Annotated in this window: 10 protein-coding genes; 7 read left to right on the top strand and 3 right to left on the bottom strand. The window is 63.2% G+C overall.

Features of this window, described 5'->3' with window-relative positions; all coding sequences use genetic code 11:
* Nucleotides 1-27: 27 nt before the first annotated feature.
* Both tal and tkt read right to left on the bottom strand, forming a co-directional pair.
* Nucleotides 28-1,131 (bottom strand): transaldolase, encoded by a 1,104-nt coding sequence (gene tal, locus DEHOM01_RS06140; protein ID WP_061211968.1) that lies wholly within the window; start codon nt 1,129-1,131, stop codon nt 28-30.
* A gap of 54 nt (nt 1,132-1,185) precedes the next feature.
* On the bottom strand, nt 1,186-3,285 hold the full coding sequence (tkt, locus tag DEHOM01_RS06135; RefSeq protein WP_061211967.1) for a transketolase: 2,100 nt from the start codon (nt 3,283-3,285) through the stop codon (nt 1,186-1,188).
* A gap of 373 nt (nt 3,286-3,658) precedes the next feature.
* On the opposite strand from tkt, the gene DEHOM01_RS06130 reads away from it, so the two are divergent.
* The 7 genes from DEHOM01_RS06130 (at nt 3,659) to DEHOM01_RS06100 (ending at nt 11,320) form a co-directional block, all read left to right on the top strand.
* Nucleotides 3,659-4,618 carry a heme o synthase gene (locus tag DEHOM01_RS06130; protein ID WP_082738750.1) on the top strand — a complete coding sequence of 320 codons (960 nt, stop codon included), beginning with the start codon at nt 3,659-3,661 and terminating at the stop codon, nt 4,616-4,618.
* Between the two features lie 9 nt (nt 4,619-4,627).
* Nucleotides 4,628-5,575, top strand: coding sequence for a site-specific tyrosine recombinase XerD (locus DEHOM01_RS06125; RefSeq protein ID WP_061211966.1), 948 nt, complete (start codon nt 4,628-4,630; stop codon nt 5,573-5,575).
* Nucleotides 5,576-5,690: 115 nt separating this feature from the next.
* Entirely contained in the window at nt 5,691-6,560 is an 870-nt protein-coding gene (locus DEHOM01_RS06120) for a ParA family protein (protein WP_016664594.1), read from the top strand.
* Nucleotides 6,557-7,435, top strand: a complete 879-nt coding sequence (locus tag DEHOM01_RS06115; protein WP_245630668.1) for a pseudouridine synthase — start codon at nt 6,557-6,559, stop codon at nt 7,433-7,435. Before DEHOM01_RS06120 ends, DEHOM01_RS06115 begins: the two co-directional genes overlap by 4 nt.
* Entirely contained in the window at nt 7,432-8,565 is a 1,134-nt protein-coding gene (locus tag DEHOM01_RS06110; protein WP_061211965.1) for a prephenate dehydrogenase, read from the top strand. Before DEHOM01_RS06115 ends, DEHOM01_RS06110 begins: the two co-directional genes overlap by 4 nt.
* Nucleotides 8,566-8,636: 71 nt before the next feature.
* A complete protein-coding gene (gene der / locus DEHOM01_RS06105) occupies nt 8,637-10,823 on the top strand; it encodes a bifunctional cytidylate kinase/GTPase Der (protein WP_061211964.1) in 2,187 nt (728 codons plus the stop codon).
* A gap of 11 nt (nt 10,824-10,834) precedes the next feature.
* A complete protein-coding gene (locus DEHOM01_RS06100) occupies nt 10,835-11,320 on the top strand; it encodes an NUDIX hydrolase (RefSeq protein ID WP_061211963.1) in 486 nt (161 codons plus the stop codon).
* Between the two features lie 6 nt (nt 11,321-11,326).
* Here the strand turns inward: DEHOM01_RS06100 and DEHOM01_RS06095 are convergent, their stop codons facing one another.
* Complete coding sequence (locus tag DEHOM01_RS06095) at nt 11,327-13,720, bottom strand: hypothetical protein (RefSeq protein WP_167346652.1); 2,394 nt, start codon at nt 13,718-13,720, stop codon at nt 11,327-11,329.
* Nucleotides 13,721-13,806: the final 86 nt, after the last annotated feature.

Raw genomic sequence — 13,806 nt, 5'->3', positions numbered from 1 at the left:
GGCGCGGGCACGGCGCGTAAAGGGGTATTACTGTGCGGCCGAGGCGGCGTCACGAACCGCCGAGAGGAGGTCCTCCCAAGCGGCCTCGAACTTTTCGACGCCTTCGCGCTCGAGCACGGCGAAGACATCGTCGAGGTCGATGCCGGCGGCGCTGATGGATTCGAGGGTCTCGCGTGCGGCGGAGAGGTCGCTCTCGGTGAGGGGGCCCTCGATACGGGCATGGTCGGCAACGGCTTCGAGGGTTTTACCTGGAACCGTATTGACGACCGGATTGCCGACGAGGCGGTCCACGTACATCGTGTCGGGATAGGCCTCGTTCTTCACGCCGGTTGATGCCCACAGGGCGCGCTGCGGATTCGCGCCCTTTTCCTTGAGGGCGGCGAAACGATCGGAGCCGACATACCCGAGGTATTCGGCAAACGCAGCCTGCGCGTTGGCGAGGCCGGCCTTGCCGCGAAGGTCGAGGGCATCGCCGCCGATGGCTTCGAGGCGCTTATCGATTTCGCTGTCCACACGGGACACGAAGAAGGAGGCCACCGAGTGGATGCGTGAGAGATCCACGCCGTTTTCTGCGGCCTTCTCGAGTCCGCTGAGGTAGGCATCGATCACCTGGCGGTAGCGCTCGAGCGAGAAGATGAGCGTGACATTCACGCTAATGCCCTCAGCGATCGCACGGGTGATCGCCGGGAGGCCCTCGTCGGTCGCGGGGATCTTAATCATCACGTTCTCGCGGTCCACGAGCGAGTTAAGCGACTTCGCCTGCTCGACGGTCGCATCCTCCTCGTGCGCGAGGCGCGGATCGACCTCGATCGACACCCGACCGTCGAAGCCGTTCGAGGCTTTGTAGGTCGGCGCGAATACGTCGCATGCATCGCGCACATCGCGCGTCGTCAGCTCCGTGATGATTGCATCGGCATCGAGGCCGCGCGAAGCCGCGTCGGCGATTGCACGGTCGTAATCCGACTTGCCCGCGATGGCCGCCTTGAAGATCGCGGGATTCGTGGTGACCCCGACGATGTTGCGTTCGCTCATGAGCTTTTCGAGGTCTCCGGTGTCGATGAGCGCACGGGAGAGATCGTCGAGCCAGAGGGAGACGCCAAGGTCGCTGAGCTTTTGCGTCAGTTCGGTCATGGCAAAACCTTTCGGGAGGTGTTCGGTTGAGCTGAGTATCCGATTGATTGGCGGTTACTTACGAGCTGCAGCGAGGGATTCTTTCGCCTTCGCCGCAACGTTTTCGGCCGTGAAACCGTACTTCTCGAACAGGAGCGAGCCCGATGCCGACTCACCGTAGTGCTCGAGCGAGACTGCGCGTCCTGCGTCACCGAGGAAGCGATACCAGGGCATCGCGATCCCGGCTTCGACGCTCACGCGCGCTTTGACGGTGCTGGGAAGAACCGATTCGCGGTACTCCTCGCTCTGCTCGTCAAACCACTCGACGCAGGGCATCGACACGAGTCGCGTGGGAATGCCTTCGGCTTCAAGTAGCTTCTGCGCGCCTGCAGCGTGCTGGACCTCGGAACCCGTCGCGATCAGGATGACCTCGGGCTCACCGTTGGAAGCGTCCTTCATGACGTAGGCGCCCTTGTCGAGGTTCTCCGCGCTCGCATACTCCTCGCGGTCAAAGGTGGGAACACCCTGGCGCGTGAGGATAAGACCAGCGGGACCCTCGTCGCGCTTGAGGACCGCTTTCCACGCTTGAGCAGTCTCGTTCGCATCAGCCGGTCGCACGATCGAGAGGTTCGGGATTGCGCGGTAGGCGGCGAGGTGCTCGACAGGCTGGTGGGTGGGGCCGTCTTCGCCAAGGCCGATTGAGTCGTGTGTCCACACGTAGATCGCGGGAGTCTTGCACAGCGAGGCGAGGCGCACCGAGCCGCGCATGTAGTCGGCAAACTGGAAGAACGTGCCGCCATACGGGCGTGTAAGGCCGTAGAGCGAGATTCCGCTCAGGATGGCGCCCATCGCGTGCTCGCGAATACCGAAGTGGAGGGTGCGGCCGTACGGGCTGCCCGAAAAGTCCTTGGTTTGGTTGGCCTCAGGAATGAACGACGGTTCACCCGCCATAGTCGTGTTGTTGGAGCCCGCGAGGTCAGCCGATCCACCCCACAGCTCGGGAAGAACGGGAGCGAGGGCAGAGAGGACTTTGCCGGAGGCAGCGCGGGTCGCGAGGCCCTTCTCGTCAGCCTCAAACACCGGCAGCGCCTCGTCGAGATTCGCGGGAAGGTCGCGGGCGATCAAGCGGTCGTACAGCGCCGCGGCATCGGGATTCTCGGCGCGCCACTCTTCCACCTTGGCATCCCATTCGCGATGCTTCTGGGCACCGCGCTCGATGAGGGCGCGGGCGTGTGCGAGAGCTTCTTCGTCGATCTCGAAGGTCTTTTCGGTATCGAAACCGAGGATGTCCTTGAGCCCGGCGATGGGCTGATCGCCAAGTGCGGATCCGTGAGCAGCGTGGTCTCCGGACTTGCCGGGGGTCGGCCATGCGATCACGGTGCGGAGGCGAATGAAGGTCGGCTTGTCAGTGACCTGCTGGCCGGCGACGATCGCGTCCTTCAGCTCCTTGAGGTTCTCGACGTACTCGGTGCCGCCATTGGTCCAGTCCACGGTGCGCACATCCCAACCGAGGGCCTGGTAGCGGGCGGCGGTGTCCTCGGTAAAGGCGATGTTGGTATCGCCTTCGATGGAGATCTCGTTGTCGTCCCAAATGACGATGAGGTTGCCGAGCTGCTGCGTGCCGGCGAGGGAGGAGGCTTCGTGGCTCACGCCCTCTTCGAGGTCGCCGTCGGATGCAATCACGTAGGTGAAGGTGTCGAACGGGCTCTCGCCGGCGGGGGCGGTGGGATCGAGGAGGCCCCGAACGCGGCGCTGCGCCATGGCAAAGCCTACGGACGATGCAATTCCCTGGCCGAGCGGACCCGTCGTCATTTCGACACCGGCCGTGTGGAAGTTTTCGGGATGGCCCGGGGTCTTCGAGCCCTCGGTGCGCAGCGCCTGAAGGTCTTCAACCTCGAGGCCGAAGCCGCCGAGGAAGAGCTGGAGGTACTGCGTGAGGCTCGTGTGACCGCACGAGAGGATGAAGCGATCTCGGCCGAACCAGTCCGGATCCTTGGGATCGTGGTTCATGATGTCCTGGTACAGGAGGTAGGCAGCAGGGGAAAGGCTCACAGCCGTGCCCGGGTGCCCATTGCCGACCTTCTGTACGGCATCCGCGGCGAGGATCCTCGCGTTGTCGATGGCACGCTTGTCGAGATCGCTCCAGCCCTCGGGGGCTACGAAATTGCTACTCACGAAAGTTCTTTCCCTTCCATCGGTTGATCCATCTCAAGCGCCGAGGGCGGGACCGGATCGGCGCGAGGGGCCAAAATCGTGTCGATAGTATCGCGCGAAAGTGGGGGATAGGTGACTGCTGTCTCAGGAAACGCAGGAAAGACGCTGTCAATGACGGTGCTAGCACGGAACGTTGCCGGGTGGGTCCGATGTCTGCCCTTCAAACGTCGGACCTGAATCTCTAGTGGCGTGACTTACCCGAGAGTTCCTGGCTCCCGGCCTCCCGGGCGACTATTGTGGAGGGACGTTAGGCCCTTCGCTGTGGCCAATCCCTATCACAAGGCCCTCCCCAGCCTTTTCGTCCACGCAATCTCCACGCAATCGAGGAACGCGAGTGAATCAGAGCCCCGGCACGACCATCCTTTCCCATGAGGCGACGGCGCAGCATGGAGACGGAAGTGACCGCTCGCTTCGCCGTACCCTTCTCGCGTACGTTGCTCTCACTAAGCCGCGCATTATTGAGCTCTTGCTCATCACGACCATCCCCACGATGTTTCTCGCGGCCGGTGGTTTCCCGTCGTGGCTGCTGATCCTCAACACGATGGTGGGTGGCTACCTCGCCGCCGGTGGCGCGAACGTCCTCAACATGTATCTGGACCGCGATATCGATGCGAAGATGAAGCGCACGAAGAACCGCCCGCTCGTCACGGGTGAGGTTTCGCCGCAGGCGGCTCTCGCATTCGGGCTCGCCCTGTGCGCGCTTTCGGTGGTGTACCTGTGGGCGTTTGTCAACGCGCCTTCGGCACTCCTCGCGCTGGGCGCGATCCTGCTGTACGTCGTGTTTTACACGATGATCCTCAAGCGCCGCACGAGTCAGAACATCGTGTGGGGCGGGATTGCGGGCTGCATGCCGGTATTGATCGGCTGGTCAGCCGTCACGGGTGGCGTCTCATGGACCGCGTTCTTTCTTTTCCTCGTGATCTTTTTTTGGACGCCGCCGCACTACTGGCCGCTCGCCGAGCGTTTTACGCAGGACTACGCGCGCGCCGAGGTTCCTATGCTCCCCGTCGTGAGCTCGCGCACGACCGTCGCGAAGCACATGGTGTTCCACACGGTCATGATGCTGCTGTGCTCGTTTGCGATCATTCCCCTCGCACCCACCGGCATCGTGTACACGGTGAGCTCGATCGTGTTCGGCGGCTGGTTCTTGTTCCTGGTTGTGCGATACGCGGTTCGCGTGCGGCGCGGTATGACCGGTTCAAAGCTCAATCCGATGGGGGTGTTCCACGCGTCGATCACGTACCTCACGCTCGTGTTCGTCGCGCTTGCCATCGACCCCTTCGTGGTGCTCTAGAGAGACCTCATGCCCCAGCGCGTCGACAGCGCTACACGCCTTGCCGAATACTTCCTCACGCACCTTCGCATCGAACGAGGATTGAGCCCCAATACCGTCGCTGCGTACCGCCGCGATCTCACGCGGTACCTCTCGTATCTCGACGAGAGCGCGATCGATGTGCGCGATGTTCAAACGCCCACGATTGCGGGGTATATCGGTGCCCTGCGCGAGGGGAGCGCGGGAACTGCTCCCCTTGCGCCTTCGTCCGCGGCGCGAGCGCTCGCTTCGATCCGTGCCTTCCACCGCTTCCTCGATGAAGAGAACGAAACACGCACGGGCGATCCGGCGGCGCGGGTACGCGAAGCCTCCCATCCCTTGCGCCTTCCCGATGCCTTGAGCGTTGAGGAGGTAACCGCGCTTATCGATGCGGCGTCGGGGCCTTTCACCGGGGGACTTGCCTCCGAGCGCGCCCTTCGCAATCGGGCCCTCGTCGAGGTGCTCTATGGCACTGGCTGCCGCATTAGCGAGGCCCTTGCGCTCGACGTTGATGACACTGCGCTGGCCGATCAGATCATTCGCGTGCGCGGAAAAGGCAATAAAGAGCGTCTTATCCCGCTCGGGCGCTACGCCCTCGAGGCGCTCGAGGCATACCTCACGCGGGCTCGTCCAACGCTTCTCGCGAAAGGGAGCGGAAGCCCTGCGATCTTCCTTGGCAACAGGGGCACGCGCCTGACGAGGCAAGCCGCCTTTGCGATAGTCAAGACCGCAGCCGAAGATGCGAAGATTACGGCGCACGTGAGTCCTCACACGCTCCGTCACAGCTATGCGACGCATCTTCTGGAAGGTGGGGCCGACGTCCGCACGGTGCAGGAGCTGCTAGGGCACGCCTCAATCACGACGACTCAGCGCTACACACACCTGGGTCAACAGGCGCTCCGAGAAATACACGCGAGCTCTCATCCGCGAGCGCTGTAGCGGGGCGTGGGTGGAATTCGTATCCAGGGCTGCCGGTTAGACTTATTTTCATGGGCCGCGTGCAGTGAGTGCATGCGAAAGCCCGCGAACACCAACGACTTAGGGACAGGTACACGTGACAAAGAGCGAGCTTGATTTGAACCTCAATTACGGCCCCACGGGGCGCCCGCTTCCGGACTTTCCCGAGCCAAAGGCACTCGACTCTCACGGACCCGCGCGAATCATTTCGATGGTGAACCAAAAGGGCGGCGTGGGGAAGACGACCTCGGTCATTAATCTCGGTGCCGCACTTGCTGAGCTTGGTCGCAAGGTTCTTCTCGTAGACCTCGATCCCCAGGGCGCGCTCAGCGCCGGAACGGGCATCAACAGCTACGAACTCGACCTCACCGTTTACAACTTGCTTCTGGAGCGCGATCACGACATTCGCGAGGCGATCCAGCCGACGACGACGGAAAACATGGAGATTCTTCCGGCCAACATCGATCTGTCGGCAGCGGAGGTCCAGCTTGTCAACGAGGTCGCGCGCGAAATGGCTCTTGCCCGCGTGCTTCGCCCCGTCGTCGGTGACTACGACATTATTCTCATCGACTGCCAACCGTCGCTCGGTCTTCTAACCGTCAACGCGCTTGCGGCGAGCGACGGCGTCATCATCCCGCTCGGGGCCGAGTACTTTGCGCTGCGTGGCGTTGCACTGCTCGTTGAAACGATTGAAAAAGTTCAGGACCGCATCAACCCGCGCCTCGAAATGGATGGCATTCTCATCACGATGTTCGATCCGCGCACGCTGCATGCGCGCGAGGTTGTGGCCCGAGTCGTTGAGGCCTTCCCCGACAAGGTGTTCCATACGGCAATCAACCGCACCGTGAAGTTCCCGGACGCTTCGGTTGCGGCCGAACCGATTACGACGTTTGCCTCGAACAACAAGGGTGCCGACGCCTACCGCCAGCTTGCGCGCGAACTCCTCGCGCGCGGGGCAGCGGCTTGACGGGCCCGAATCGGCCGGGGCGCAGGCCGAAACGGCGCAAGAGCGACTTCACCGCGCCGAAAAAGGTTCGGCTTCGCGACTCCGCCGGTGCGCCGCTAGCACGTCGGGATAACTCCTCGCAGGCACCGTCGGAGCCTGTTCCCCATGACGGTGTACGCCTTCAGAAAGTGCTCGCGAACGCGGGTTTTGGCTCGCGCCGTGCGTGCGAAGCGCTTATCGCGCAGGGGCGTGTCTCTGTTGGGGGTGAGGTCGTGCAAGAGCAGGGAGTCCGCGTCGATCCGCGCACTGCCGTCATCCACGTCGACGGGCGTCGCGTGCAGCTCGACGAGGCGAAATTGACGGTTGCCCTCAATAAGCCGCGCAAGGTGATGAGCGCGATGGAGGATCCACAGGGGCGCCGAACTCTCGAGGAGTTTGCGGCGCGCTACCCGGTGCGCCTGTACCACGTCGGCAGGCTCGACTATGAAACCGAGGGGCTCCTCCTCTTGAGCAACGACGGGGAGCTGACGCACCGCCTCACGCACCCGAGCTTTGAGGTGTCAAAAACCTACGTGTGTCGTTTTGACTGCCCGGGATCCTTCCCTCGGTCGATTCTGGCGAAGCTGCGCGCCGGCCTCGAACTTGACGATGGCCCGGCGCGGGCCGACCGCGCAAGCCTCGTTGCCCACGATGGGCGAGAGGCAATAGTCGAAGTCACCCTTCACGAGGGGCGAAACAGGATCGTTCGCCGCATGTTCGCTGCGCTCGGGTATGAACTTACGAGTCTCGTGCGCACGCGAATCGGGCCCGTCGTTCTCGCCGATCTTGAACCGGGTGCTACGCGTGAACTGACCCGAAAAGAACTCGGCACCCTGATGGCGGAGGTCGGCCTGTGAGCATTGGCGCCAGTCGCGAAGCTGTAGCGCTCGAGGGCCCCGTTCTCGTCATAGGTGCGGGATTGATTGGCGGATCGATCGGCATGGCTCTCGGCCACGCCGGTCTCGACGTTCTCGTTCGCGATTCGTCCCCGGGAACGACCAGGCTCGCGTGCGAACTCGGGGTGGGGCGCGAGGTCCGCGAGGGCGACGAGCCGCAAATGGTCATTGTCGCGACACCACCCGATGTGTGCGCATCGGTGGCACTCGACGCTCTCGAGGAGTTTCCCGGGGCATGCGTGCTCGATGTTGCGAGCGTGAAGCAGCCCATTGCGCAGGGGGTGCTCGACGGGGCGGCGGCGAGAGGGCTTGACGCCTCTCGCTACGTGGGTACGCACCCGATGGCCGGCCGGGAAGTGGCAGGGGTGGTCGCCGCGAGGGGAGACCTGTTCAGGGGCAGGGCCTTCGTGGTGGTTCCGACGCCTGCGACCAGCCCTCGAAGTTTCGCCCTCGCACGGCTGCTCGGCGTCGAACTCGGAGCGACGGTCGTGGAGATCGAACCCGATGTGCACGATGAGGCCGTCGCCTATGTTTCGCACGTTCCGCAGATCGTCTCGAGCGTGCTCGCAAGTCGACTGACCGCGGCGAGTGAAGCAGCTCTAGGGCTGTCGGGACAGGGCCTGCGGGATACGACGCGCATCGCCGCGAGCGATCCGAGGCTGTGGGTCGAGATCCTCTCAGCCAACGCGGGGCGCATCGCACCAATCCTCAAGGCTCTAGGCGAGGATCTCGATGGGCTTACACGGGCCTTCGAGATGCTCGGCGACATGGAACCGCAACCGGGCTCGCGCGCTTGTATCGCCCGGGCGATCGCTGCGGGCAACGACGGCGTCGCCAGGATCCCGGGCAAGCACGGTGGGGGAGCGGAGAGCTTTTGCCGGGTCACGGTGCTCGTTCCTGACGAGCCGGGCGAGCTTGCGCGTCTCCTCACGCACATGGGGGAGGAGAACATCAACCTCGAAGATCTGCGCCTCGAACACTCTCTTGGGCAAAGAATGGGGCTTGCGCACGTGAGTGTCACGCGGGCCGACGAACCTCGCCTCACCGCGATGCTTGAAAAGAGAGGTTGGGCACGCGCGGGCACAGAGTGATCTGCCGGCGCGCGTGTGGGCGCGTCCGACGACTAAACTTGGAATTTGACCAGCGACAGGGGAGGAAAGACATGAACGGCGTCACCATCGCGATCGATGGCCCCGCAGGCTCGGGGAAGTCGACGGTGTCGAAAGAGGTAGCGCGAGCACTTCAGGGGGGCTACCTCGATACGGGGGCCATGTATCGCGCGGCAGCGTGGTCGTGCCTTAACAGCGGTGTCGACCTCGACGATCGCGAAGCTGTGACGGCCCACGTCGCTGAGTTCGACCTCGTGGTGTCCACCAATCCCGATGATCCGGCGATTCTCGTTGGCGGTACGGAGATTTCAGACCAGATCCGCTCCGAGGAAATCTCGACGTGCGTGAGTCGAGTGGCAACCAACACGGACGTCCGGGCCATCCTTCAGGAACGCCAGCGCGCCGTCCTGTTTACCACCGCTAACGAACTCGGGTTTTGCGTCGCCGAAGGCCGCGACATCACAACGGTCGTCGCCCCCGATGCCGACGTACGCGTGCTGCTGACGGCAAGCCCGGAAGCTCGATTGAGGCGCAGGGCGGGCCAGCTCGGTCTTGAGGAAACTGAAGCCGTGCGCGAGCGTATGCGCGACCAGGTTCTTCGCCGCGATGCTGATGATTCGACGGTTTCCGAATTTACGGAAGCAGCCGAAGGCGTGCACCTTATCGACACGACCGATCTCGACATCGACGAGGTCATCAACACCGTGCTCGAGCTCGTTCCCGGAATCGAACTCATCGATGATGAGCCCGAGAACGACGAATCTCTTTCGGGGGAAAACCCCGCGGCTTTCGACGACAGCAACCTCGACGACGAGGCTCGCACGGCATCACTGCGCGCCGGCCTCGAAGACTACGGCCTCGACGAGGAGGATCGCAGCCTCCTGACGGAGGAGTACGCCCCCGTTGCGAGCGCCGAAGATGAACGAATGCTCCCGGTCCTCGCCGTGGTTGGCCGGCCAAACGTCGGAAAATCTACCCTCGTCAATCGCATCCTCGGGCACCGCGAAGCGGTCGTCGAAGATACCCCCGGGGTGACCCGTGACCGCGTGTTCTACGAAGCGAACTGGGCTGGCCGTGACTTTATGCTCGTCGACACGGGTGGTTGGGAAGACAAGGTTGAAGGCATCGCCTACCGGGTCGCCGAACAGGCTGAACTCGCCATTGGCCTTGCCGATGCCGTGATGTTCGTCGTTGATGCGAACGTGGGCATCACTCACACCGACGAGCAGCTCGTGCGTGTTCTCCGACGCTCCAAGAAGCCCGTGCTCCTCGTCGCTAACAAGGTCGACGACCAGCGAGGTGAACTCGAGGCCGCCGCTCTCTGGAATCTGGGGCTCGGCGAACCGCACCCCGTTTCGGCCCTCCACGGACGCGGCTCAGGAGATGTGCTCGACCGTATCCTCGACATCCTTCCGGCAGAGGGGCAAACGCGTGCCAAGCCAAGTGGCCCGCGCCGCGTGGCTCTCATCGGTCGCCCCAACGTCGGCAAGAGCTCCCTACTGAACAAGCTTGCGCGCGAGAACCGCGTCGTCGTCGACCCGACCGCCGGCACGACACGAGACCCGGTCGACGAAGTCATCGAACTCGACGGACGCGAGTGGACCTTCGTCGACACGGCAGGCATCCGTCGCCGCGTGCGCCAAAGTGAGGGGGCCGACTTCTTCGCATCGATCCGCACCCAGGCCGCGCTCGATCGCGCCGAGGTCGCCGTCGTTCTCCTGGAAGCATCAGAACCGATTTCGACCCAGGACCTCAAGATCATCGACATGGTCCTCGAATCCGGCCGCGCACTCGTGCTCGCGTTCAATAAGTGGGACTTGATCGATGAAGAGCGGCGGGCCCAGCTCGAATGGGAGATCGAGAAGGACCTCTCCCACGTTCGATGGGCTCCCCGTGTGAACATCTCCGCTCTCACCGGGCGACACACGGACAAGCTCGTCCCCGCGCTCGATCTCGCGCTCGAATCGTGGGACACGCGCATCCCGACCTCGCGCCTAAATGCCTTCCTCGGAACGCTAGTTGCGGCGCACCCGCACCCATTGAGAGGCGGCAAGCAACCGCGCATTCTCTTTGCGACGCAGGCCCGTACGCGTCCGCCCCGATTCGTGATTTTCGCGTCCGGCTTCCTCGAACACGGCTACCGCCGCTTTATCGAGCGTCGTCTGCGCGAGGATTTCTCGTTCGACGGTTCTCCCGTGGAGATCAGCGTTCGCGTTCGCGAAAAGAGAAAGAACAGGTAAGGAGGGGCGCGATGCCCACGCCCGACTTTGTTCTCAAGCTCCGCGAGAAGATCGGCCACGACCACCTGTGGCTGTCCGGTGTGACGGTCTTCGTCTTTGACGACGACAGAACCCACTGTCTCCTCGTTCAGCGCGCCGACAACCACCAGTGGACGCCAATTACGGGCATTATCGACCCGGGGGAGGAGCCCGCCCGTGCAGGGGTGCGCGAAGTCCTGGAAGAAACGGGATGCGCGTGCACGATCGAGTTTCTCTCGAATGTGGGGGCCGTCGGGCCCGTCACGCATGCCAACGGCGACCTCGCGAGCTACCTCGATCTCGCCTTTGTGGCCACCCACGTCAGGGGAGAACCACACCCGGCCGATGGTGAGAATCTCCAAGCCGCGTGGTTTCCGATCGACGACATGCCCGAGCTCAACCGTCGCTTTCGGGCAGGCCTACGCCGCGCGATCGACCAGCTCTTCAGCGGTGACCGCGCGGCGTACTTCAAACGGTAAAAGCCTTTAGCGCTCGTGCGCGGGGCGCTCGAACACCACGGCCATGGGGGTCTGCTGCGACCCCTGCCCAAGTGGGTTATCCGCGAACTGCGCCTCGTAGTGCTCCTGCTCGCGTGAAGCCGAAAGGCCAAGAACGTTGCGCCCGATATCGTTTGCATCCATCACGACGACGCCGTCGAAAGTCTCGACGAAACGCGCAGGGACGACCTCGCGAATAACATCCACGAGGTGAGCTGCAACGAGATCCGGATCCTTTGGCGGAAGTTTTGCCGAGACATTCGACGGGTACACCGAGTATTCAGTCGGACCGTCGATCGCACGGACATTGGCGCCCGCGTGCTCATAAAAAACGCCGCGTTTGCCCCGCACCTTCCCGAGGGCACCGAGGGCCGCGGCATACGTGATGCGGGCAAGCCCAGCCTCATTGATCGCGAGCTGCATCGTGACCGGGTCACCGAGGCCGATCCCCGCGGGGGTGCGCGTCACGAACCGCGACAGCTGCTTGGCGGCGAAAGACGGCTTGATTTCCCACACGAACCACGAACGGCCCTGCATAATCGCGATGATTTTCTCCGACACCGTAAAGTTCCAGCGGCGGTTCTCGGTTGCGTGACGATCCTCGCTCGTGCCCCGCTCGTCAAGGTCCTTGAAGAACTGCTTGACGTAGCCCGCAATTTCCTCGTCCATGCGCGAATCCTTGGAGAACTTCGCCGTCTGAATCGGGTAGCGGCGCGCTAGTGTGCCGTCGTCCAGCTCAAGATCAAGCTGCTTGCCCGCGTTAGCGGTGAGCGGGGTGTGGGGATCGGGCGGTAGCGACTGACCGTTATCGTCGGCCAACAGGGCGGAATCCTCTTGCGCGTCGAGAGCCTCGAGGTCGTCCGCGTCGAAGAAGACGCGCGCCCACAGTTCCGCACACGCGAAGCGCCACAGCTGGGCGGCGCTGACGCTCGAACGGCCATTGATGTGAGCATCGAAAGCCTTGAGGACCTCGGCCTGATCAAACCACCCGCGGGTGCCAAAGGTCTTCGACGAGAACAACGAAAAGTACGTGCCCTTAATGCGCTTAAACCAGGCTGTTTCGCGCTCCTGCGTGGAAAGCACCGGCGCTTTTTCGCGTGCCTGGCCGTAGGCCGCCTCGATGAGGGAACGAGTCCGTGCGCCGCCGAAGGCGGTCTCCTCAAGCGACGCATAGAAACGGAGAAGGTCGAGATCGGTGAACGGGGAGCTCACCATGACGTGACTGCCAAGCGCGTGCGCGGCTTTTGCGCGCTGTTCCGCTTCGTGAGAGCCCGAGGCCGCCAGAGGAGCGAGAGGGCCCTCGTATTCGGGGGAGGGTTCGAAGCTAATCGTCTTTTCCCTTTCGCTGCTTCGCAGCGAGGGGCCAAGGAGGGATTCGCATCGATCAGGTGCGCTCCCTCGCGCAGCACCCATAACGCGGGACAGAAGTGAGGATCGAGTGCCGGAAGCCCTGTGGAGCGCCGAAGCACCATAGGTATCGAGAGCGAGCTGCTGTTCACCCTGAATGCACGCGCGAAGGTGAAGCCACGCAAAGTAGGACTCGAGCGAGGCCGGAGGTTCTTCATACGTGCGAAGCACAAGCGGGAGATCCTTCTTCAAGCTTTGCGGCGTGCCCGTGACGACGCCCTGGTTCTCGCGGGCGTCGCCGGATGGGCCACCCGCGCTAGGGGCACAGCGCAGGACCGCAAGCGGCGAATCCGCTGTGCGCACGGCATGCTCGAGGGCTTGTGAGGCAACCGGATCGAGCTCATTCACGAGGGCTGCCCCCTCGCCGGTTACGCGTCGCGTGACCGCATCTGTGAGCCGCGTCCGGAACTCTTCGATGCATGAGTGGTCGGCGCGGCGCGGGTTCGACGGAGCCGCGAAGACGTCATGATGAGCGTCGATGAGGGGAGCGCGCACGAGCCCCTCGCGTGTGAATTTCACCGACTCTCCCGGCAATACGCGAGCGATGCCGGAGAAGAATGTTTCACTCCCGCGCTGAGTATCGCCGAGAAGGTACCGGCGCAGCACGTCGGTGTTGGGCTCGCGTGGGATATCCGTGTGTCGAAGGAGGTCGGCGATCGTGGACGCAAACGCGAATCCCGTTGACGTGTGCGCGTAATAAAGAGGCCGCGATCCGAAAACGTCTCGAGCGAGGACGAGCGAGGAGTCGGCGTCCATGAAAGCGACAGCAAACTCGCCGTTGAGCGCGGCAAGGCTGCTTACACCCTTCTCTTCGATGAGGCGCGAGGCGGCGTCGGCCCCCTCGGAGCCCGTGAGAGCGCAGCGTGCCCCTGACGGCAATACGTACCCCTCGAGTGCACACCTGCCGCTTTCGGCGACCTTTGGCCACGCTTTGATGTCCCCTTCGTGAGTCACATGACCGAAAAATGTGGACATTGCACCAACCTCCATAAGCCTCATTTTGCTCTCGACTATAAGTCAGAGACATCGGGCGAAATACAAAGAAATGGGCGAGGCACCCG

Source organism: Dermabacter hominis NBRC 106157 (assembly GCF_001570785.1).
Lineage (GTDB): Bacteria > Actinomycetota > Actinomycetes > Actinomycetales > Dermabacteraceae > Dermabacter > Dermabacter hominis.
Note: the sequence above shows the minus strand (reverse complement) of the source record. Positions and strands in the feature narration are given on the sequence as shown.

Excerpts from the sequence above, each read along its gene's own strand:
- DEHOM01_RS06125 (WP_061211966.1), top strand. The coding sequence starts at position 4,628 with ATGCCCCAGCGCGTCGACAGCGCTACACGCCTTGCCGAATACTTCCTC.
- DEHOM01_RS06100 (WP_061211963.1), top strand. The coding sequence starts at position 10,835 with ATGCCCACGCCCGACTTTGTTCTCAAGCTCCGCGAGAAGATCGGCCAC.
- DEHOM01_RS06095 (WP_167346652.1), bottom strand. The coding sequence starts at position 13,720 with ATGTCCACATTTTTCGGTCATGTGACTCACGAAGGGGACATCAAAGCG.
- der (WP_061211964.1), top strand. The coding sequence starts at position 8,637 with ATGAACGGCGTCACCATCGCGATCGATGGCCCCGCAGGCTCGGGGAAG.
- tal (WP_061211968.1), bottom strand. The coding sequence starts at position 1,131 with ATGACCGAACTGACGCAAAAGCTCAGCGACCTTGGCGTCTCCCTCTGG.